19 protein-coding genes are annotated in these 20,600 nt (G+C 71.0%); 7 read left to right on the top strand and 12 right to left on the bottom strand.

Annotation, left to right across the window (positions count from 1 at the left end; all coding sequences use genetic code 11):
- Nucleotides 1–474 precede the first annotated feature (474 nt).
- Nucleotides 475–1,500 (bottom strand): glycerophosphodiester phosphodiesterase family protein, encoded by a 1,026-nt coding sequence (locus WYM_RS06290; RefSeq protein WP_026059611.1) that lies wholly within the window; start codon nucleotides 1,498–1,500, stop codon nucleotides 475–477.
- Between the two features lie 165 nt (nucleotides 1,501–1,665).
- Here WYM_RS06290 and WYM_RS06285 point away from each other — a divergent pair, with 165 nt between their 5' ends.
- The 4 genes from WYM_RS06285 (at nucleotide 1,666) to ligD (ending at nucleotide 4,910) form a co-directional block, all read left to right on the top strand.
- Complete coding sequence (locus WYM_RS06285; protein ID WP_019179975.1) at nucleotides 1,666–2,595, top strand: Bax inhibitor-1/YccA family protein; 930 nt, start codon at nucleotides 1,666–1,668, stop codon at nucleotides 2,593–2,595.
- 116 nt (nucleotides 2,596–2,711) lie between these two features.
- Nucleotides 2,712–3,110 (top strand): hypothetical protein, encoded by a 399-nt coding sequence (locus WYM_RS06280; protein ID WP_019179974.1) that lies wholly within the window; start codon nucleotides 2,712–2,714, stop codon nucleotides 3,108–3,110.
- Between the two features lie 70 nt (nucleotides 3,111–3,180).
- On the top strand, nucleotides 3,181–3,525 hold the full coding sequence (locus WYM_RS06275) for a helix-turn-helix domain-containing protein (RefSeq protein ID WP_019179973.1): 345 nt from the start codon (nucleotides 3,181–3,183) through the stop codon (nucleotides 3,523–3,525).
- A gap of 140 nt (nucleotides 3,526–3,665) precedes the next feature.
- A complete protein-coding gene (ligD, locus tag WYM_RS06270; protein WP_019179972.1) occupies nucleotides 3,666–4,910 on the top strand; it encodes a non-homologous end-joining DNA ligase in 1,245 nt (414 codons plus the stop codon).
- Between the two features lie 3 nt (nucleotides 4,911–4,913).
- On the opposite strand, the gene WYM_RS19440 is transcribed toward ligD, so the two are convergent.
- Together WYM_RS19440 and WYM_RS21040 are read right to left on the bottom strand one after the other, a co-directional pair.
- Nucleotides 4,914–6,731 carry a helix-turn-helix transcriptional regulator gene (locus tag WYM_RS19440; RefSeq protein ID WP_026059610.1) on the bottom strand — a complete coding sequence of 606 codons (1,818 nt, stop codon included), beginning with the start codon at nucleotides 6,729–6,731 and terminating at the stop codon, nucleotides 4,914–4,916.
- Entirely contained in the window at nucleotides 6,728–7,648 is a 921-nt protein-coding gene (locus tag WYM_RS21040; protein WP_026059609.1) for an AAA family ATPase, read from the bottom strand. The genes WYM_RS19440 and WYM_RS21040 overlap by 4 nt, the downstream gene beginning before the upstream one ends.
- A gap of 113 nt (nucleotides 7,649–7,761) precedes the next feature.
- On the opposite strand from WYM_RS21040, the gene WYM_RS06255 reads away from it, so the two are divergent.
- The 3 genes from WYM_RS06255 to WYM_RS21035 are packed head-to-tail and all read left to right on the top strand — an operon-like array spanning nucleotide 7,762 to nucleotide 11,083.
- Nucleotides 7,762–8,916: a class I SAM-dependent methyltransferase gene (locus WYM_RS06255; RefSeq protein ID WP_019179971.1), complete on the top strand. Its 1,155-nt coding sequence runs from the start codon at nucleotides 7,762–7,764 to the stop codon at nucleotides 8,914–8,916.
- 32 nt (nucleotides 8,917–8,948) lie between these two features.
- Nucleotides 8,949–10,202, top strand: coding sequence for a glycosyltransferase (locus tag WYM_RS06250; RefSeq protein WP_019179970.1), 1,254 nt, complete (start codon nucleotides 8,949–8,951; stop codon nucleotides 10,200–10,202).
- Nucleotides 10,202–11,083, top strand: a complete 882-nt coding sequence (locus WYM_RS21035) for an alpha/beta fold hydrolase (protein WP_019179969.1) — start codon at nucleotides 10,202–10,204, stop codon at nucleotides 11,081–11,083. Before WYM_RS06250 ends, WYM_RS21035 begins: the two co-directional genes overlap by 1 nt.
- Before the next feature lie 53 nt (nucleotides 11,084–11,136).
- On the opposite strand, the gene WYM_RS06240 is transcribed toward WYM_RS21035, so the two are convergent.
- The 9 genes from WYM_RS06240 to WYM_RS06200 all read right to left on the bottom strand — a co-directional run bounded on the left by WYM_RS06240 (nucleotide 11,137) and on the right by WYM_RS06200 (nucleotide 20,549).
- A complete protein-coding gene (locus tag WYM_RS06240) occupies nucleotides 11,137–11,724 on the bottom strand; it encodes a ClpP family protease (RefSeq protein WP_019179968.1) in 588 nt (195 codons plus the stop codon).
- Nucleotides 11,721–12,374: a ClpP family protease gene (locus tag WYM_RS06235; RefSeq protein ID WP_019179967.1), complete on the bottom strand. Its 654-nt coding sequence runs from the start codon at nucleotides 12,372–12,374 to the stop codon at nucleotides 11,721–11,723. The genes WYM_RS06240 and WYM_RS06235 overlap by 4 nt, the downstream gene beginning before the upstream one ends.
- Nucleotides 12,375–12,605: 231 nt before the next feature.
- Complete coding sequence (locus WYM_RS06230) at nucleotides 12,606–14,000, bottom strand: glycosyltransferase (protein ID WP_019179966.1); 1,395 nt, start codon at nucleotides 13,998–14,000, stop codon at nucleotides 12,606–12,608.
- Between the two features lie 130 nt (nucleotides 14,001–14,130).
- Complete coding sequence (gene guaA / locus WYM_RS06225; protein ID WP_019179965.1) at nucleotides 14,131–15,714, bottom strand: glutamine-hydrolyzing GMP synthase; 1,584 nt, start codon at nucleotides 15,712–15,714, stop codon at nucleotides 14,131–14,133.
- On the bottom strand, nucleotides 15,711–16,211 hold the full coding sequence (locus WYM_RS06220; protein ID WP_019179964.1) for a DUF3817 domain-containing protein: 501 nt from the start codon (nucleotides 16,209–16,211) through the stop codon (nucleotides 15,711–15,713). Before WYM_RS06220 ends, guaA begins: the two co-directional genes overlap by 4 nt.
- A gap of 9 nt (nucleotides 16,212–16,220) precedes the next feature.
- A complete protein-coding gene (locus tag WYM_RS06215; RefSeq protein WP_019179963.1) occupies nucleotides 16,221–17,024 on the bottom strand; it encodes an SURF1 family protein in 804 nt (267 codons plus the stop codon).
- Nucleotides 17,025–17,274: 250 nt separating this feature from the next.
- Nucleotides 17,275–18,393 (bottom strand): GuaB3 family IMP dehydrogenase-related protein, encoded by a 1,119-nt coding sequence (locus WYM_RS06210; RefSeq protein ID WP_019179962.1) that lies wholly within the window; start codon nucleotides 18,391–18,393, stop codon nucleotides 17,275–17,277.
- Between the two features lie 83 nt (nucleotides 18,394–18,476).
- The gene (locus WYM_RS06205; RefSeq protein ID WP_019179961.1) at nucleotides 18,477–20,165 is read right to left on the bottom strand and encodes an ABC-F family ATP-binding cassette domain-containing protein; all 1,689 of its coding nucleotides are present in this window, start codon (nucleotides 20,163–20,165) and stop codon (nucleotides 18,477–18,479) included.
- A 105-nt stretch (nucleotides 20,166–20,270) separates the two neighbouring features.
- Complete coding sequence (locus WYM_RS06200; RefSeq protein ID WP_019179960.1) at nucleotides 20,271–20,549, bottom strand: DUF2277 domain-containing protein; 279 nt, start codon at nucleotides 20,547–20,549, stop codon at nucleotides 20,271–20,273.
- Nucleotides 20,550–20,600: the final 51 nt, after the last annotated feature.

Here is a 20,600-nt window from a genome sequence, read left to right as displayed (position 1 = left end):
CCGTCGCACGACGCGTTCTGCGCCGAGCCGTCGCATTCGGCCGCCGCGACTCTCCGCAGACGGCCCTTCGCGACGGCTCGACAGCGGGACACCGGTGGGAACGGCCCTTCGCGACGGCTCGACACCGGGACACCGGTGGGAACGGCCCTTCGCGACGGCTCGACACCGGGACACCGGTGGAACGGCCCGTTCGCGACGGCTCGACAGCGGGACACCGGTGGGAACGGCCCGTTCGCGACGGCTCGACAGCGGGACACCGGTGGGAACGGCCAGTTCGCGACGGCTCGACAGCGGGACACCGGTGGGGACGGCCCTTCGCGACGACTCGACAGCGGGACACCGTTGGAACGGCCCGTTGCGACGGCTCGACAGCGGGACACCGTTGAGACGGCCCGTTGCGACGGCTCGACAGCGGGACACCGTTGAGACGGCCCGTTGCGACGGGCCCTCGCGGCGGCTCAACCCCGAGCCGCGTCAGGAGCGGAAGAACTCGACGCCCAGATCGGGGTGGTCGACGAAGACGCCGTCGACGCCGGCGTCGCGGATGACGGCCCACTCCGACTGCCAGTCACCGAGGGCCGCTGCGGGTCCGCGGGTGCGGAACTGCCCTATCAGGAAGCGGTTCTCCGGGCGGAGGGTCCACGTGAACACCTGCAGGCCCCGCTCGTGCGCATCGGCGACCATGGGCGACGGCCCCGTGAGGCGGCCCAGCTTGTCGGGCGCGAGGATCATGCGCTTGTCGACGCTGATGCCGTCGACGCGTCCCGCCAGTGCGTCGAGGCCCGCGGGCGCCGCCGTCTGACGGTAGGTCGGAGCGGCCTTGCCATGTGCGGCGAGAAGGTCGAACGGCCGACCTGAGGACTCGAGGAGATACACGTACGCGGCGGGGATGCCTCGTTCCTGCAGTTCGTACAGCACGCTCGACTCGAACGACTCGATCACCAGCGGCAGCTCACCGGCGGCCCAGCCGGCGTCGCGCAGCTCGGCGTCGACGAGGGCCGCGACATTCCATCCCTCCGTGCCGTCAAGGCAGGTCAGAAAGTACGTCGCGTGCTTGATCTCGAGAACGACGCCGATCTCGCGGCCGTGCTCGAATGAGGCCGCTCGCACCGCATCGAGGACCTCGCGCAGCCGCAGCACCGGCTGCTGATCGTCGAAGCTCGCGCTGTTCGGGCGCACCCGCGGCAGCCGCTCACGGCACCGGAGGGTCGAGAGTTCGTCCCACGTGAAGTCCTCGGTGAACCAGCCCGTCAGCTCGGCCCCGTCGATCGTCTTCGTGGTGCGGCGGTCGGCGAACTCCGGTCGGTCGGCGACATCCGTCGTCCCCGAGATCTCGTTCTCGTGCCGCACCACCAGCACGCCGTCGCGCGAGACGACGATGTCGGGTTCGACGGCGTCGACGCCCAAGGCGAAGGCGAGGTCGTACGACGACCGCGAGTGCTCGGGACGGTAGCCGGGCGCACCGCGATGCCCGATGACGAGCGGAGTCTGGCGCGGCACCGTCTCATTCTGGTCGCAGAGACCGTCAGCTCGGCAGGACCCGCCGCCGCGGCATCCGTTCATAGCCTCCTCCCAGCGGGAATCTGGGCGCGCGGTGGAGCGTTCAGATACTGTGGATTCACAGCACCCTGCTGGGATTTCCTTGACATTGGAGTGTGAGAGCAAGTGGCCCTCAACAACCCCGCGTTCAGCAACGCGGCCTTCCAGGACCCGAAGGCCGTTCAGACCTATCCGGGCGGCCGGCAGGCAGCGGGCCTGACTCCGCCCGCCGCGCAGACCCAGTACGCGTCCGCACAGCACGCCGGGACGGATGCCGCGGCCCAGGCGCACCTCGAAGGCATGTACGCCGCACCGTCGGCCGGCGCCGTCGAGACCGACCGCATGACGGTCGAAGACACGGTGTGGAAGACCGTCGGACTTTTCGCGATCCTCGTCGCCACCGCCGTCGTCGGCTGGGTGTGGACGATGGCGGGCGTCACGCCGGCCAACCCGAACCCGTCGATCCTTCCTTGGATCATCGGCGCGCTCGGCGGCTTCGTGCTGTCGATGGTCGTCATCTTCGGTTCGCGCAAGAAGATCCGTCCGCCGCTCATCTTCGCGTACGCCGCCTTCGAGGGCCTCTTCGTCGGCGGTATCTCGGCCTTCTTCGAGTTCATCTGGCCCGGAATCGTCTTCCAGGCGACCCTGGCCACCCTCTCCGTCGTCGGTGTGACCCTGGCGCTCTTCGCGAGCGGCAAGATCCGCGCCTCCAAGAAGGCCACCAAGATCTTCATGATCGCGATGGTCGGCTACCTCGTGTTCTCGCTGATCAACGTCGGCCTCATGCTCTTCAACGCCCCGATCGCCGGTGGCGCCTTCGGCCTTCTCAGCGAGGTCAAGATCATGGGCATCCCGCTCGGCCTCATCATCGGCGTCTTCGTCGTGATCATGGCGGCGTACTCCCTCGTCCTGGACTTCGACCAGATCCAGCAGGGTGTGCGCAACGGCGCACCCCGTCCGTACGGGTGGCTGGGCGCCTTCGGCATCATGGTCACGGTCGTCTGGCTCTACATCGAGATCCTGCGCATCCTCGCCATCCTTCGAGGCAGCGAGTAACGCTCCCTCTCATCTCGAAAGGCCGTCCGGTTCGCCGGGCGGCCTCTCGCTTTCGCTGACGCGGTGTCAGCCGGGCAGCTCTTCCCGGTGTCGGGGGGCCGTGCCAGCATCGGGGCATGACTCGCTTCGCGATCGACCTGCCGGCGGCGATGCGCCTTCTCGAAGAGGACGTCGCAGTCCCGGCGCAGCACAGCCTCGTCGGCCCGAACCTGCTGCGCTCTCAGGCTCTGTCCGAGCTCTACCGCAGCGTGAGGGCGGGCCGGCGATCTCCCGCTGAGGGTCGTGAGCTGCTCGAGCGGCTGGCGGCGCTCAAGATCCGGCTGCTCGGCGATCGCGTCTCGCGCGCGGTGACATGGCAGGTCGCCGATCAGCTCGGCTGGGACGACACGGCGGATGCCGAGTACCTGGCCGTCGCGAAGCTGCAGGCCGATGCGCTCGTCGCCCTGGATCCGGCTCTGCGCCGGGCCGCTGAGGGGATCGTTCCGCTCGCGGACTTCGCGGACCTCACCCGCTGAGTCGCTCGCACCGTTCTGCTGTGGGCGGAACGCCAGGGCGGACGCGGCATCCGCGTTCTATCGTGACGGCATGGCCGAGATCATTCCGCTGCCGACCCCGTCCGAGCGCCGGCCCGCCCGCAGGCCCGAGCCGCTGTGGCGCGATGCGCTCGGCGAGCGCCTCCGTCGCCTGAGGCATGATCGCGGCGAGCGCCTCGCCGACACGGCCGAGCGCGCCGGCGTATCGCCGCAGTACCTGTCGGAGATGGAGCGCGGGCTCAAGGAGCCCTCGAGCGAGATGATCGCCGCCGTCGCAGGGGCCCTGGAGGTGACCCTCATCGAGCTGACGGCCGGAGTCCTCGACGACCTCCGCGCCGCCGAGACCGGGCAGCGCACGGCGATGGGTTCGAAGGTCTCGCTCTCCCTCGCCGCCTGACCCGCTCCCCCGCGAGGCCTCCTTTCCTTCATCGAACCCACCCTTTCTCGCCGAAGTCACCCGTCCGAGCACGACCAACGTGGGTGAACTCGACGACAAGGGGTGGTTCGGCGAACAGGAATGTGGGTAGCGTCGGCGGCATGAGCCCGTCGAAGACCCCGGCCGAGACGCTCGACATCGATGGCCACGAGGTGCGCATCTCGAGCCCCGACAAGATCGTGTTCCCCGAGCCGGGCATCACCAAGCTCGACATCGTGCGCTACTACCTCGCCGTCGCCGACGGGGCCCTTCGCGGGGCCGCCGGAAGGCCGATGGTTCTCAAGCGCTTCCCGAAGGGGATCGACGCCGAGCCGTTCTTCCAGAAGCGCGTGCCCGAGAACCACCCCGAGTTCATCGACACGGCGACGTTGCACTACGCGTCCGGGACTTCCGCCGAAGAGGCGGTGATCCGGGATGCCGCGGGCCTGGCGTGGGTGATCAACCTCGGCTGCCTCGACCTGAACCCCCACCCCGTCCGCGCCGAAGACCTCGATCGTCCCGACGAGCTGAGGATCGACCTCGACCCGATGCCCGGCGTCGACTGGTCGCAGATCGTGGATGTCGCCTTCGTCGCCCGCGAGGTGCTCGACGACGTCGGGCTCGTCGGCTGGCCGAAGACCAGCGGCTCCCGCGGCATGCACATCCTGGTGCGCATCGAACCGCAGTGGGACTACAAGCAGGTCCGGCTCGCCGCCGAGACCCTCGCCCGGGAGGTCGAGAACCGGGCGCCCGGGCTGGCGACGGCGCGGTGGTGGAAGGAGGAGCGCGGCGAGAGCGTGTTCGTCGACTTCAACCAGAACGCGAAGGACCGCACCGTGGCATCCGCCTACTCGATCCGTCCGCTACCCGACGCGCGGGTGTCGACGCCGCTGGACTGGGACGAAGTGCGCGATCGCCGTCCCGCCGAGTTCACCGTGCTCACCGTGCCCGAGCGCTTCGCCGCCCTCGGCGACCCGCACGCCGGCATCGACGACGCCGTCGGAACGCTCGACGGGCTGCTCCGACTCGCCGAAGACCTCGGACCCGCCGAAAAGCCGCCGCGCGGCGGTGGCATCGACGGTCGCCGGCAGTCCACCATGCCGCTCATCGAGGTGGCCCGGACGAAGACCAAGCCCGAGGCGCTCGACGCTCTCGAGGTGTGGAAGTCGCGGCATCCGTCCGTCGTGGCTGAACTCCATCCGGCGGACGTGCTCGTCGACGGCATGCGGGGCTCGTCGTCGCTGTGGTACCGCGTGCGCGTCAATCTCCAGCACGTGCCCGAGCCGGATCGTCCTCCGCAGGAGGAGCTCATCGCCGACTACGACCCGTGGGCCGGCAAGACCTGGCCGGGCCGTCCGACGGGCTGACGTCTACTCCACTCCTGCCTGCAAGACCTCGCCGAGTTCGGTCCGCGAGCCGATCCCGAGCTTCGTGTAGACCTTGCGGAGGTGGTACTCCACGGTCTTCGGGCTCAGGAAGAGTGCCGCGGCCGCCTCTCGGGTCGTGCGGCCTCCCGCCAGGAGCAGAGCGACCTGAAGCTCCTGCGGCGTGAGCGCGTCCATCGGGTTGCCCCCGCCGGAGCGGACGTGCTCGCCGGTGGCGGTCAGTTCGGCGGCTGCCCGGTCGCGCCAGGCGACGGCGCCGAGCTCCGAGAACGTCTCGAACGCGTGCCGCAGCTGTTCGCGGGCCGCGACCCGGCGGCCGGCCCGGCGCAGTCGCTCGCCGTAGGCGAGTCGCGTGCGCGCGACCTCGAACCGGTCGAGAGTCAGCGCGTGCCACCCCACGGCGCTGTCGAACCAGGCGTCGAATCCGGCGTCGTCCGCCGAAAGCCCCATGGCCCGGTCAGCCCGGGCGCGAGCCCACGGCTGCCCCTTGTGCTCGGCGCGCTCGCGATACGACGTGGCCGTGTCCGCGGCTTCTTCGCGGCGGCCCAACCGCACCAACGCGTCGACCAGCTCCGGCCCGGGGGCCAGGTCGACGTCTTGCAGCGCAAGCCCGTCCAGCAGCGTCATCAGCTCCGCGAACCGCTCGAGAGCGCGCTCGGGACGACCGAGCGACAGCTCCAGATCGCCGCGGGCGTGGGCGACCCACACGGAGCCGACATGGATGTCGCGGGCCGCGCACAACTCGAGCGCGCGCGTGCCGTGCTCCAGGCAGGCCGCCGGCCGGCCGGCACGTGCGTCCAGCCGTGCCAGCCCGGCAAGCGACATCGCGAGCTCGGTCGTTTGGCCCGTCTCGGTGGCGAGGCGGATCGCCTCGCTGAAGTCGGCCTCCGCCCGCAGCCACGAGGCACCCGTCGTGGACTCGTCGACCGCGACATGGAAGAGCACCGCCGGAAGCGCTCCGACTCCGGCGGCGCCGCGCACCTCGTCGACGAGCGCGCGCAGACGGGCGCCGCTCGTGGCGTCACGGAGGAAGAGGGGCGCGAGGAGCAGCCACGAGAGCCGGCGTGGGTCATGGCGCAAGGCGGGTTCGGTCTCGAGCAGCGGCACCGCGGCCCGGATCTCGTCTGCTCCGCCGCGCCCATCGAGAGTCCGCGCCATCCCCGTGGCCATGAGCGCCAGGGCCCTCGTGGGCGGCTCTCGCAGCCGGGAGCGGAGAGCCTCCAGCCGGTCGGCGAGCGACGACGCCGTCCGCGCGTCACCGAGGTAGTACGTCGCGTGCACCGCGTCGGCAAGCGCGAGCGCCTCGGCATCGGCTGTCGGCGCGCGGCCGGCGGCCACGAGCAGGAACTCCAGCGCCTCGCGCAGCGAACCGCCGCGTGCCGCGATCGAGGCTCGAAGCTCGACTTCTCGCATGCCGCCCGGTACGCGCATCCCATCGTCGAGCAGGGCGAGCGCGCGGGTGCCCTCGCCGGCCGACCAGGCCGTATCGGCCGCGCGCAGCAGCCGGTCGCTGCGCTGAGCCTCGTCGGGCGAGAGCCTCGCAGACCGCTCGAACGCCCCCGATGCCACGGAGTACGCCGCGCGGGCGACGGCGTGCTCCCCCGCGTCGGCGAGAAGATCGGCGACGGCGACGTCGGGGTGCCACACCGCCTCCGAGAGGTGCCACGCGCGCCGATCCACGTCGGCCGGCGGCGTCACGTCGGCGGCCGCCCGGTGCGCGGCGCGCCGCTGCTGCACCGACGCGCCCGAGTACACGGCCGCACGCACGAGCGGATGCCGGAACTTCACGCGTCCGTGCGTCACCGAGACGAGCCCGGCGTCCTCCGCTGCGCCAAGGAGGCCGGGTCGCTCCCGAGAGCGGCGCAGGCATCGGCGACCAGGCGAAGGTCTTCACCGCATACCGCGGCAATCAGCAGCACCGCTCGGGTCTCGGCATCCACACCCTCGAGGCGCCGGCCGAACGCCGCGACGATCGCCGGCGAGACCCGTAGCGGCATGTCCGTCTCGACACTCTCGACGACATCGCGGTCGGCGGCGCCGAGCTCGAGGAGGGCGAGCGGATTGCCCTCGGTCGCTCGATGAAGCAGGCGCACGTGGTCTTCGGGGTCCGCACTCCCCCGAGCGCGGGCCAGCAGCGCTCGAGCCGAGTCCAGATCGAGTCCGCCCAACCGCAGGTCGGGCAGCCCCGCCACGACGCGGTCGCCCTCGGGGCTGCGGACGCCGAACAGCGCGACGACCGGGTCGGCGGCGAGTCGGCGGCCGGCGAACACCAGCGCGTCGGCGGAGGGGCTATCTGCCAGGTGCAGGTCATCGACCACGACGGCGACCGGGCCGTCCTCGGCGTACCGGCAGATGAGGCTCAGCACCGCGGCGCCGATCGCGAAGCGGTCACGGCTGTCCGTCGCGCCGGCTGTCGGGCGACGAGGAAGGGCGAGTGCCGACGACAGGGCCTCGGCCTGCACCGGCGGGATGCCGTCGAGGGCGGTCAGCGCTGGGCGCAGCAGCTGGAGCAGCATCGCGAACGGGATCGCGCTCTCGGTCTCGAGCCCGGTCGCCCGCAGCACCCGCAGGTCGGGGTGTTTCGCGACGGTGTGGTCCAGCAGCGCCGTCTTGCCGACGCCTGCCTCGCCGACGAGGGTGAGCACACCGCTCGTTCCGAGGCGAGCCGCAGCGACCAGGCGATCGATCACCTGCTGCTCAGGCTGCCGGCCCACCAGCATGCCCCCGAGTGTAAGACCCCTGGGCAGGACTAGGGGGGTCCCCGGACGCGGCACCTGCCGCCCGCTTCGTACGGTCGGGACATATCACCACGCCACCGACGAAGGAGTCGCACATGTCCACCACCGATACGGCCGGCACCGGCACGACCACCACCGACAACAGCACCGAGACGGCGGCCGGAGCGCCTGCCGACGCCGTCGCCATCGACACAGACAAGCTGATGGGCTTCGTCTTCCGTGCCGTCGACGAGGTCGGCGCCACCCTCAATGCGGCACTCGTCGTGATGGGCGACAAGCTCGGCTACTACCGCGACCTCGCCGCCCACGGGCCGACCACGCCCGCGCAGCTCGCCGAGCGCACCCAGACCGCCGAGCCCTACGCACGCGAGTGGCTGAACGCGCAGGCGGCCGGCGCCTACGTCACGTACGACCCGGCGACGCGGCGCTACACGCTGCCGCCCGAGCATGCGCTGGCGATGACGGATGCCGACAGCCCGGCCTTCCTGCCCGGTTTCTTCCAGATCGCGCTCGGCACCGTGCACGACACGCAGCACATCGTCGACGCCGCGCGCAGCGGGGCCGGGTATGGCTGGCACCAGCACGACACGGACGTGCACGTCGGATGTGAGCGGTTCTTCCGGCCGAGCTATCACGCCCACCTCGTCGACTCGTGGATCCCCGCGCTCAACGGCGTGCAGCACAAGCTCGAGGCGGGCGCGCTCGTCGCCGATGTCGGCTGCGGGCACGGGGCCTCCACCATCCTGCTCGCGCAGGCGTTCCCGAACTCGCGGTTCGTCGGCTCCGACTATCACGCCGAATCCATCCAGACCGCGCGGGAACGCGCGGCCGCGGCCGGCGTCGAAGACCGGGTGCGGTTCGAGGTCGCGACGGCGCAGGAGTTCGGCCCCGCACGCGCAGACGCGCGGTACGACCTCGTCGCCATGTTCGACTGCCTGCACGACATGGGCGATCCGGTCGGCGCGGCGCGGCACGTACGCGAGGTCATCGCCGACGACGGCACCTGGATGATCGTGGAGCCGATGGCCGGAGACCACGTCGAAGACAACCTCAACCCGGTCGGACGCGCGTACTACGGCTTCTCGACGCTGCTGTGCACGCCGTCGTCCCTGTCGCAGGACGTCGGACTCGCGCTCGGCACGCAGGCGGGCCCCGCCCGCATCCGCGACGTCACCACCGCCGGCGGGTTCACGCGCTTCCGCAGCGTTGCCGAGACGCCCTTCAACCGCGTGATCGAGGCGAGGCCCTGACGGTCGGGGGACGAAAGGAGCACACTGGGGGGATGGCCGTCATGACGGGTCGCAGCAGCACCTGGGTGAGAGCGCAGCGGCGTCCGAAGAAGGCTCTGTTCCTCTCGTCCCCGATCGGACTGGGACACGCCCGCCGCGACGTGGCGATCGCGCAGGAGCTGCGGAAGATCCACCCCGACCTGCACATCGACTGGCTGGCGCAGCATCCGGTCACGCGAGTGCTGGCGGATGCCGGGGAACCTGTGCACCCGGCATCCGCCCTCCTCGCCAACGAGTCCGCACACATCGAGGACGAGTCCGCCGACCACGACCTGCACGCGTTCCAGGCGATCCGGCGCATGGACGAGATCCTCGTCAACAACTTCATGGTGTTCAACGACGTCGTCGACGAGACGTACTACGACCTGGTGATCGGCGACGAGGCCTGGGAGGTCGACTACTTCCTGCACGAGAACCCCGAGCTCAAGCGCTTCGCGTTCGCCTGGATGACCGACTTCGTGGGGTGGCTGCCGATGCCGCAGGGAGGGGACGCCGAAGCCGAGCTCACCGCCGACTACAACGCCGAGATGCTCGAGCAGCGGGCACGGTACCGCCGCCTGCGCGATCGCTCCATCTTCGTCGGGAACCCCGAGGACGTCGTCGACGCCTCGTTCGGGGCGGGAATGCCGCGCATCCGGGACTGGACGGAGGCGAACTACGACTTCGCCGGCTACGTCACGGGATTCACGCCGCCGACCGACGACGAGCGGGCCGCCCTGCGAAGAAGCCTCGGACTCGACGCCGACGACCTCCTGTGCGTCGTGACCGTCGGCGGCTCGGGCGTCGGCGACGCCCTGCTTCGCCGGGTGATGGATGCCGTCGGCCCGGCGCGGCGGCTGCGTCCCGAGCTTCACTTCCTCGTCGTCACCGGACCGAGAATCGATCCCGGCTCCCTGCCGCGCCGTCCGGGGGCGACGGTCCGCGGATTCATCCCTGACCTGTACCTCGCGCTGTCCGCGTGCGACGTCGCCGTGGTGCAGGGCGGGCTCACGACCTGCATGGAACTGACAGCGGCGCAGCGCCCCTTCCTCTCCGTGCCGCTCGAGAACCACTTCGAGCAGAACTTCCATGTGCGCCACCGGCTCGCCAACTACGGTGCGGGCCGCTGCGTCCGGTACGCCGAGACCGGCGACGCCGAGGCGCTGGCCGCGGCGATCGTCACCGAGGTCGCGCGCGAGGTGCGGTACCGCCCGGTCGAGACCGACGGCGCGGCGCGCGCCGCGGCACTCCTCGGGGAGCTGATCTGATGCGCGCGCTCGAACCTGTGCAGAGCGGCTCCGTCGACCGGGACGGCGTCGGCATCCACTACGAGGTGTACGGCGACGGCTCGCCGACGGTGTATCTCCTGATGCCCGACACGATCGTGCAGAGCCGCGGCTGGAAGGCGCAGATCCCGTTCCTCGCCCGGTCGTTCCGCGTCGTCGTCAGCGACCCGCGAGGAAACGGCGGCAGCGGCACCCCGTCGAGCCCTGAGGGCTACGCCGACCGCCTCATGATCGACGACGCCTGGGCGGTGCTCGACGCGGTCGGAGCAGAGCAGGCCGTGCTCGTCGGACTGTGCACGGGCGCAGGATACGTCGTCCTCATGGCGGCGGAGAAGCCGGAGCGCGTGCTCGGCATCTGTGCGATCAACCCCGGACTGCAACTGAGCCCTCCACTGCCGCACAAGGTCGAGTTCGACTTCGACGAGCCCCGCGCCGCGTACGAGGGCTGGCAGAAGCTGAATCGCCACTACTGGCTGCAGGACTGGCCGGACTTCGCCGACTTCTTCTTCGGCGAGATGTTCCCCGAGCCGCATTCGACCAAGCAGCGGCAGGACTGCGTCGAGTGGGCGATGCAGACCACGCCCGAGGCGATGATCGAGGCGGGGTACTCGCCGCCCTACCCGGGCGACGAGCCGGAGACGATCGCCATCGCCGAGACGGTCCGCTGCCCCGTGCTGGTCATCACCGGCTCGCTCGATCGGTGCCAGAGCCCGGTACGCGGAGTCCGCCTCGCCGAGCTCACTGCAGGCGAGCACGTGATCATCGAGGGCGGCGGTCACCTGCCGCAGGCACGCGACCCGGTCAAGGTGAACCTGCTTCTCCGCGACTTCGTCCGGCGCGTCGACGGGGCGCGAACGACCTGACCGCCGCACGAAGCGCGGACGCCGGGCTCGTCCCCGCTTTCGGCGGACCGAGTTCAGCGCTCGGCCAGCACGTGGTCCGCCAACCCATAGGCCACCGCGTCGACGGCGGTGAAGACGCGGTCGCGGTCGGTGTCGGTGCGCAGCTTCGCAGCATCCTGCCCCGTGTGTCGCGACAGGATCGTCTCGACGTCGCCGCGTACGCGCACGAGCTCGTCGGCCTGCAGGATCAGGTCGGGGATCGCGCCTCGCCCCTGCCCCGCCGGCTGATGCAGCACCACCCGGGCGTGCGGCAGCACCGCGCGCTTCCCCGCCGCGCCGGCGGCGAGCATCACCGCGCCGACGCCGATCGCCTGACCGACCACGGTCGTGGCGACGTCCGGACGCACGTGCTGCATCGTGTCGTAGACGGCGAGCATGGCGGCGGGGTCGCCGCCCTCGCAGTTGATGTAGAGCTGGATGTCGCGGTCCGGGCTGTCGGCATCGAGATGCAGCAGCTGCGCGATCAGCGCGTTCGCGACACCGGCGTCGATGCCGGTACCGAGGTACACCACCCTCTCGGCGAGGAGGTGGGAGTAGACGTCCATGACGCGGTCGCCCCGCGGATGCTGCGCCACGACGTTCGGGATCGTGTACGAGCTCATGCCGCCACCCCGCCCGTCCGCCCCGCCGACACGCCCACGGCGCCCACACCGAGTCCGGCGGGCCGCCGGCGCCGCGGCACCACCTGCGCGAAGTCGTCGACGATCCCGTCGATGAAGCCGTAGTCGCGCGCCTGCGCGGCCGTGTACCAGCGGTCGTGGAGCGAGTCCTCGAAGATCCGGTCGATGGGCTGGCCGGTGTCTTCGGAGACGAGACGCAGGACGGTGTCGCGCGTGTGCCGGAGGTCGTCGGCCTGCACCTCGACGTCCACCGTGGATCCGCCGATGCCGGAGGACCCCTGATGCATCAGGATGCGCGCGTGCGGCAGCGCCCGCCGTTTGCCCTTGGTTCCCGCCGACAGCAGAAACTGTCCGGCGCTGCACGCCAGGCCGAGCGCGAGGGTCGCGACGTCGTTGGGGATCAGGCGCATCACGTCGCGGATCGCCAGCATCGACGGCACCGACCCGCCCGGGGAGTGGATCCACAGGGCGATGTCGGATGCCTCGTCATCAGCCGCAAGCGCGAGCAGCTGCGTCGCGAGGAGGGTGCCGTTGTCGTCGTCGAGCGGACCGTCCAGCACCAGCACGCGCTGCTGGAACAGCTCGCGTCGGGCCTCGGCCCCGAACTGTGGGATCTTGCCTTCTTCTGCCATGCCCACAGCCTGCGCCGGCGGGGCGGCCGCGGCATCCGTTTCCGCTCGCGGCGGCTCCGCCCTCAGCAGACCGGGTGCCGGTCGCAGCCGGTGCGCAACTCCTGAGAACCTTCCGGCGTCGGTGTGATCCCCCTGAGGGATCCGCCGCGGCCACCCGCTCTGCTGTCCATTTCTCAGGAGTTGCGGACGGCGCGACCACCGCATCCGGCCGCGCGAGGCAGCAGGCCCCGGCTACGCGCGACGCGAGGGGGCGGCGAGCACGTCGTGCACCGCCTGCGCGAGGGCCTCGGTGACGCGATCGGGATCGACCCGGCGCGCCATCTGCGCGGCCTCACGGGCCAGGCGCGCGTGCTCCTCAGGATCGTCGATCACGCGGACGATGGCTGCGGCGAGCGCGGCCTCGTCTCCGTCGGGCACCAGCACGCCGCCGCCGTTGGCGAGGTGGTCGCGCGGACCGTAGCGCACGTCGTAGGCGACGACCGGGCACCCGTGCACCATCGCCTCGACGATCGCGAGCGCCTGGCCCTCGAACGCCGAGGTCGTCAGGAAAGCGGATGCCGCGTCCAGGACGCGACCCGGATCGTCGGTGGTCCCGCGCAGCACGACGTGCGCCCCTAGGCGCAGCTCGTCGATGAGCGCCTGCAGGCGGTCGTGCTCGACTCCGCCGCCGTAGATGTCGAGCGTGGCGTGCGGCACCGCGGCCACGACGTCGCGGAACGCGCGGATCGCGTGGTCGACGCGCTTGCCGGGCGCGAGCCGGTTGAGCATGACGACGCGGCCGCGGTCGCGCTGCGAACTCGGCGTCACGGAGGACGCCGCAGGCACGCCGGCGGGGATCACGAGGTGCACGCCCTCTTCGCCGAAGCGCTCGACGACGTCGGTGCGCTGGGATTCGCTGAGCCACAGCACGGCGTCGAAGCGCTCGGCCATGCTGAACCATCGGTCCCAGAGGGCGTTGACGGGGGCGTCGGGGGTGTACGGCGGCTCGAGGTGGATGGTGTGGATCGAGTGGATGAGCCGGACTCCGGGATCGCTCCATCCCGCGATGAGCTCGCCCAGCTGCCGCGACTCGCAGATGACGACGACCGGCTTCGGGCCGTTCTGGGCGCGAAGCTGGGCCACGACGTGCTCGAGCCACGCCCGGTAGAGCGCCCCGAACCCGGCGAGGGTGCCTTGCACAGCGCCGTCGGGCCCGTAGATGGCGACAGGGGCGGTCGTGATGTGCCAGTCCGGGTCGCCATGGATGACGGGAAGCCCGACGACCGGACGCCCCTCGGCATCGGCGACGCTGCGGTACTCGAGCGCGGGGTCGGGGTCGCCGGCGTGGGCGGCCGCGCGCAGCCACGCGGCAGCGCCGCCGCGGGGATCGGATGCCTCATCGAAGAGGTTGCGCATGCGGTCGGGGGCGACGATCAGGTCCCGCTCGTCGAACGCCCGCCGGTGCTGCGCGTGGTCGGCGGCGGTTCCGGGGTCGAACGTCAGCAGAAGCGGACCGCGCCCCTCACCGACGCCGGCCGCCGCCATCTGCCGCGCCCGCGCCAGGACCGCGAACCCGTACCCGCCGTCGTGATCGGGAATGAGCCTGCTCGAGAGGATGAGGTACTCGGCATCCGGGAACTGCGCCATGCTCCCATCCTCCCCCACGCAATCCCCGCCCTCCCACTCCTCGCCCGCGCGCTCGTCCTCCCCGTTCACCTGCCGGGTGCAGGAGGGACGACGGATGCCTCGGACCGAGGTCCGAGGCATCCGTCAGAAGTCACTCCCACTCGATGGTGCCCGGCGGCTTCGACGTGACGTCGAGCACCACCCGGTTCACCTCGCGCACCTCATTGGTGATGCGGTTCGAGATGCGGGCGAGCACGTCGTAGGGAAGACGGGTCCAATCCGCGGTCATGGCGTCTTCGGACGAGACCGGCCGAAGCACGATGGGGTGTCCGTAGGTGCGGCCGTCGCCCTGCACGCCCACGGAGCGGACGTCGGCGAGAAGCACGACCGGGCATTGCCAGATCTCGGTGTCGAGCCCCGCGCGCGTCAGCTCCTCGCGCGCGATGGCGTCGGCGTCACGCAGAATCTCGAGGCGGTCAGCGGTGACCTCACCGACGATCCGGATGCCGAGGCCGGGCCCCGGAAAGGGCTGACGGCCCACGATCGCCTCCGGCAGACCGAGCTCGCGGCCGATCGCGCGCACCTCGTCCTTGAACAGGGTGCGCAGGGGCTCGACGAGCTCGAACAGCAGGTCTTCGGGAAGGCCGCCGACGTTGTGATGCGACTTGATGTTGGCGGTGCCGGCACCGCCGCCGGATTCGACGACGTCCGGGTAGAGGGTGCCCTGCACGAGGAAGCGGATGGGCTCGCCGTCGGCGGCCGCTTCGGCGAGGAGGGCCTTCTCGGCCTCCTCGAATGTGCGGATGAACTCGCGTCCGATGATCTTGCGCTTCTGCTCGGGGTCGCTGACGCCGGCCAGGGCGTCGAGGAAGCGCTCACGAGCGTCGATCGTGATCAGGCGCACGCCCGTCGAGGCGACGTAGTCCTGCTCGACCTGCTCGCGCTCGCCCTTTCGCAGCAGCCCGTGGTCGACGAAGATCGCCGTCAGCTGGTCGCCGACCGCCTCGTGGACCAGGGCGGTCGAGACGGCCGAGTCGACTCCGCCGGACAGCGCCGAGATGACGCGGCCGGAGCCGATCTGGGCGCGGATGCGCTCGACCTGTTCGGCGATGACATTGCCGCTGTTCCAGTCGGCCGGGAGACCCGCGGCCTTGTGCAGGAAGTTCTCGAGGACCTTCTGGCCGTAGTCGGTGTGCTTGACCTCGGGGTGCCACTGCACGCCGTACAGGCGCTTCTCGTCGCTGCCGAACGCGGCGACGGGAGTGACGGCCGTCGACGCGAGGACGTCGAAGCCCTCGGGGGCTCGGGCGACCTGGTCGCCGTGGCTCATCCACACGTTCTGCGCCGGCGGCTGGCCGGCCAGCAGTACGCCGCCGTCGCCGGCGACCGCGGCATCCGTCGCGCCGTACTCGCGCAATCCGGTGTGGGCGACCTCGCCGCCCAGCTGCTGCGCCATCACCTGGAAGCCGTAGCAGATGCCGAGCGTCGGAACGCCGAGCTCGAGCACGCCGGTGTCGAGCTGGGGCGCGCCCTCTTCGTAGACCGACGACGGTCCGCCCGAGAGGATGATGCCCACCGGGTTGCGCTCGGCGATGTCGGCCGCGGTCGCGGTGTGCGGCACGATCTCGCTGTAGACGCCGGCCTCGCGGACGCGCCGGGCGATCAGCTGCGCGTACTGCGCGCCGAAGTCGACGACGAGGACAGGGCGCTGCGAGGTCTCGGTTTGTTCTGTCACCGCTTGTTCTCCGTCGGGATCGCATGAGTCAAAGAAGAGTGGTCGGCGCCGGTATGCAGTTCCGCGTCCTCTCGCTGCCTCAGGTACTGCTTCACGTCGCGCGCGACGCGGGCCTCCATGAAGAACGACAGCAGCGGCACGATGCCGCCGGCGGCGAGCATCGCCAGACGCAGCAGGTTCCACCGCATCAGGCTCCAGACGCGGAAGCACGAGATGAGGTAGACGACGTAGAACCAGCCGTGGGCGACAAGGATGCCGAGCGAGAGGTTGAATCCGTCGCCGGTGGACTCGAGGCCTGCCGCGGTCTCGACCACGGGCGCGAACCACAGGAAGCCGCCGGATCCGCCGAGGTACAGCTCGTAGCCGAGCGCGTACTTGGCGACCATCTCGGCGACCAGCAGCAGCAGCATCGTGCCCGTGATGATCGAGCAGATCTGGTAGAACCTCAGGGCTCCGCGGATCGCCGGGAAAGAGGCGAGCTTGGGGGCGCGGGGCATGGCCCCAGTCTACCCGCGGGTTTCCGGGGCGCCGTCCGGCTGCTGGTCGTCCTCGAAGTCCTCGAGCTCCTTCTCCCACTGATCGCGAGCGAGGCGGTACCAGAGGTAGAAGGCGAAGCCCGCGAACACCGCCCATTCGGCGGCGTAGAAGACGTTGAGCCAGTTGACGCTCGATGCCTCGTCGGGCGCGGGCGACGTGATGGCGGTGAGCCCGGCGAACGGCTCCGACGACGCCAGATACGGCCGGTAGACGTTCAGCTGATCGACGTCGTGCCAGCGGCCGAGCAGGGCCGCGGGCGACATGCGCGTCATGGTCTGCGGATCGCCGCGCGTCGACGGCGGCAGCGGGCCCTCGTCCGAGATGAGGCGGCCTGTCACCTCCACGACATCGCCCTCGGATGCGTCGGACGCGAGCCGCTCGATGGCGGCGAGCGCGTCGTCCTCGGTGGCCGCCCAGCCGAGCGCGACCGCGACCGACGTCGGCTCGTCGGTCGCTGAGCCAGTCGAAGGGTCGAGGCGGAGCTGCCCGGTCACCCAGAAGCCTTCGACGCCGTCGTTGAAGCGGGACTCGACGATCAGGAAGTCTCGTGGAACCCAGGCCCCCGCCGTCTCGACCCGCTGCCCGACGAGGGGCTCGGGCAGGTACTCGCCGGGCGAGGCGACGTCCTCGAGGGGCCGTACCTGCTCGGTGGCGCCCGGCGGCGGCGGGTCGGTGTCGATGGCACGTCCCAGCTGCCACTGCCCGAGCCACGCGAACACTCCCGCGACGACGAGGCACAGCAGCAGCATCCCGATCCACTGCGGCCGGAGCATGACCTCGCGCAGGGTCGGCGGGAACGCTTCGACAGGCTCAGCGACCGGGTCTGTCGACAGGTCGGCTCCCGAGTCTGTCGAAGGGCCGTGCTCAGCGACCGGGCCAGTCGAAGAGCCGGTTCCTGAGCCCGTCGAAGAGCCGGTCCCTGAGCCCGTCGAAGGGTCGGTCCCTGAGCCCGTCGAAGGGTCGGTCCCTGAGCCCGTCGAAGGGTCGGTCCCTGAGCCTGTCGAAGGGTCGGTCACGCTAGCGTCATCCGGCGGCGTACGGCGCGACGACGACCTCGACGCGCTGGAACTCCTTGAGGTCGGAGTATCCGGTGGTCGCCATCGACTTGCGCAGCGCCCCGATGAGATTGGCCGTGCCGTCGGCAACGGGCGCCGGACCGTAGAGGATCTCTTCGAGCGGCGCGACCTGGTCGACCTTCACGCGGCGTCCGCGCGGGAGCCTGGCGTGGTGTGCCTCGGGTCCCCAGTGGAAGCCCTGCCCCGGGGCATCCGTCGCGCGCGCCAGCGCCACGCCGAGCATGACCGCGTCGGCGCCCATCGCGAGCGCCTTGACGATGTCGCCCGACGTGCCCACGCCGCCGTCGGCGATGACGTGCACGTAGCGGCCGCCCGACTCGTCGAGGTAGTCGCGACGCGCGCCGGCCACATCGGCGACCGCGGTGGCCATCGGCGCGTGAAGGCCGAGCGTCGCGCGCGTGGTCGAGGCTGCTCCGCCGCCGAAGCCGACGAGCACGCCGGCAGCGCCGGTGCGCATGAGGTGCAGCGCGGCGGTGTACGTCGCGGCGCCGCCCACGATCACGGGAACGTCGAGGTCGTAGATGAACTTCTTGAGGTTCAGCGGCTGGTCGACGCTCGAGACGTGCTCGGCCGACACGGTCGTGCCCCGGATGACGAAGAGGTCGACGCCGGCGGCGACGACGGTCTCGTAGAGGTCCTGGGTGCGCTGCGGCGTCAGAGCTCCGGCGACGGTCACTCCGGCCGCGCGGATCTCGGCGAGTCGATCGCGCACGAGCTCGGGCTTGATCGCCTCGGCGTACAGCTCCTGCATGCGGCGGGTCGCGGCGGTCTTGTCGAGGCCCGAGATCTCGCGCAGCAGCGGCTCGGGGTCGTCGTAGCGGGTCCAGAGGCCCTCGAGGTCGAGCACGCCCAGGCCGCCGAGCTGGCCCAGCATGATCGCGGTCCGGGGGCTGACCACCGAGTCCATCGGGGCGCCCAGCACCGGGATGTCGAAGCTGAACGCGTCGATCGACCACGCGGTCGAGACATCTTCGGGGTTGCGCGTGCGCCGCGACGGAACCACCGCGATGTCGTCGAACGTGTAGGCGCGGCGTGCGCGCTTGGCGCGACCGAGTTCGATGTCCATGCTCACGAACCCAGCCTACCCGGCGGGTCCGTCGCGCCCGCGTGGAGGGTTCCGGATGCCGAGGGCCCGGCATCCGGAACCGTTCATCTCTCGCGGACCACCCGGGTCTCGTCCCACACGGGTGCGTCGGACTCGAGCACGCGACCGTCCGATCCGAACACCAGGAACCGGTCGAACGACTTCGCCAGCCAGCGGTCGTGGGTGACGGCGAGCACGGTGCCCTCGAACCGCGCGAGCGCGTCCTGCAGCGCCTCGGCCGAGACGAGGTCGAGGTTGTCGGTCGGCTCGTCGAGCAGCAGCAGCGTCGCACCCGAGAGCTCGAGCAGCAGGATCTGGAACCGGGCCTGCTGGCCGCCCGACAGGCTCTCGAACGTCTGCTCGGCCTGGGCGACGAGTCCGTAGCGGTCCAACGCCGAGCTCGCGGCATCCCTCGGCAGACCCGCCCGCGCGTCTTCACCGCGGTGCAGGATGTCGAGCAGCGAGCGTCCGGTGAACTCGGGGTGCTTGTGGGTCTGGGCGAACCAGCCCGGCACGACGCGTGCCCCGAGGACGGCGCGGCCGGTGTGGGCGACGGTCTCGAGGCCCGCGCCGGTCGTCGTGAGGTGACCCAGCCGCGCGTCGGGGTCGGTGCCGCCGCGCGCGAGCAGCCGCAGGAAGTGGGACTTGCCCGACCCGTTCGAGCCGAGCACCGCGACGCGGTCGCCGAACCACACCTCGAGGTCGAACGGCTTCATGAGGCCGGTCAGCTCGAGCTGCTCGGCGACCACCGCGCGCTTGCCGGTGCGGGCGCCGCGCAGGCGCAGCGCGAGGTCCTGCTCTTTCGGCCGCTCCTGGGGCGGTCCGGCCTCTTCGAATTTGCGCAGCCGCGTCTGCGCCGCCCGGTATCGCGACGTGAACGAGTCGTTCGCGGTGGCCTTGACCTTGAGCGTCGCGACGAGCTCTTTGAGCTTGACGTGCTGCTCGTCCCAGCGCCGGCGCAGTTCGTCCAGGCGCTCCATGCGCTCGTCGCGGGCCCGGTGATACGTGCCGAACCCGCCGCCGTGCACCCACGCGGTGCTGCCCGCTCCGCCGACCTCGAGCGTCGCGATGCGATCGGCGGCCCGTGCCAGCAGCTCGCGGTCGTGCGACACCAGCAGCACGGTCTTCGGCGTCTCCCGCAGTCGCTCTTCGAGCCAGCGCTTGCCGGGGACGTCGAGATAGTTGTCGGGCTCGTCGAGCAGAAGCACCTGATCGGGTCCGCGCAGCAGCGCCTCCAGCGCCAGCCGCTTCTGCTCCCCTCCTGACAGCGTGGTGAGCTCGCGGAACCGCGCACGCGAGAACGGGATGCCGAGGGCCGCGGTCGTGCACGTGTCCCACACCGTCTCGTACTCGTAGCCGCCGGCCTCGGCATAGTCGGCGAGCGCGCCGGCATAGCGCATCTGGGTGTCGAGATCGTCCTGCTCGATGATGGCGGCCTCGGCGTCCTCCAGCTCGCGAGCCGACCTGCGGACACGATCGGGCGCGACCGAGATCAGCAGATCATGGACGGTCTGACCGGCCTCGCCGTGGCCGACGAACTGATCCATGACCCCGAGACCGCCGTCGATCGAGACGACGCCGCCGTGCGGGTCGACCTCGCCCCTCACGATGCGCAGCAGGGTGGTCTTGCCCGCGCCGTTCTGGCCGATGAGCGCGGTCGTCGACCCCTCGCCGACGCGGAAAGACACCTCGTCGAGCAGCGGACGCCCGTCGGGGAGCGCGTACGAGACGGCGGCGATGTCGATGTAACCCACGATGATCCTGTCCGCTGCCGCGCCCTGTCGGCGGCTGGGCAGCCGACCAGACTACCGGACCCGCGTCTCGGCTACCGGTCGCCGACGACCCGCGGGTGCTGCGACTCAGGCAGCGGCGTACCGGCCGGACTTGATCGCGCGCTCGCGCGCCTTGGCCGCCTCCTCCTCGCGGTTCTTGGGCGGCGTCACGGCGACGAGGTCGTCGAGAAGATGCTGCGTGATGTGCGCGATCTCGTGCACGGCGCGGTCGAAGGCCTCCTGATTGGCCTTGGAGGGCTTCGTCGTGCCCGCGATCTTGCGGACGTACTGCAGCGCGGCGGCGTGGACCTCATCGGAGGATGCCGCGGGCTCGAAGTTGTGGAGCGTGTGGATGTTCCGGCACATGCCCCCGACGATACGCCGCGCACCCGACGCACGACCAGCGTCTTTCCGCCA

The sequence above is a fragment of the Microbacterium yannicii PS01 genome (assembly GCF_000304335.1).
GTDB lineage: Bacteria > Actinomycetota > Actinomycetes > Actinomycetales > Microbacteriaceae > Microbacterium > Microbacterium yannicii_A.
The sequence above is the reverse complement of the archived record's forward strand: the minus strand, read 5'-3'. Positions and strand labels throughout refer to the sequence as shown.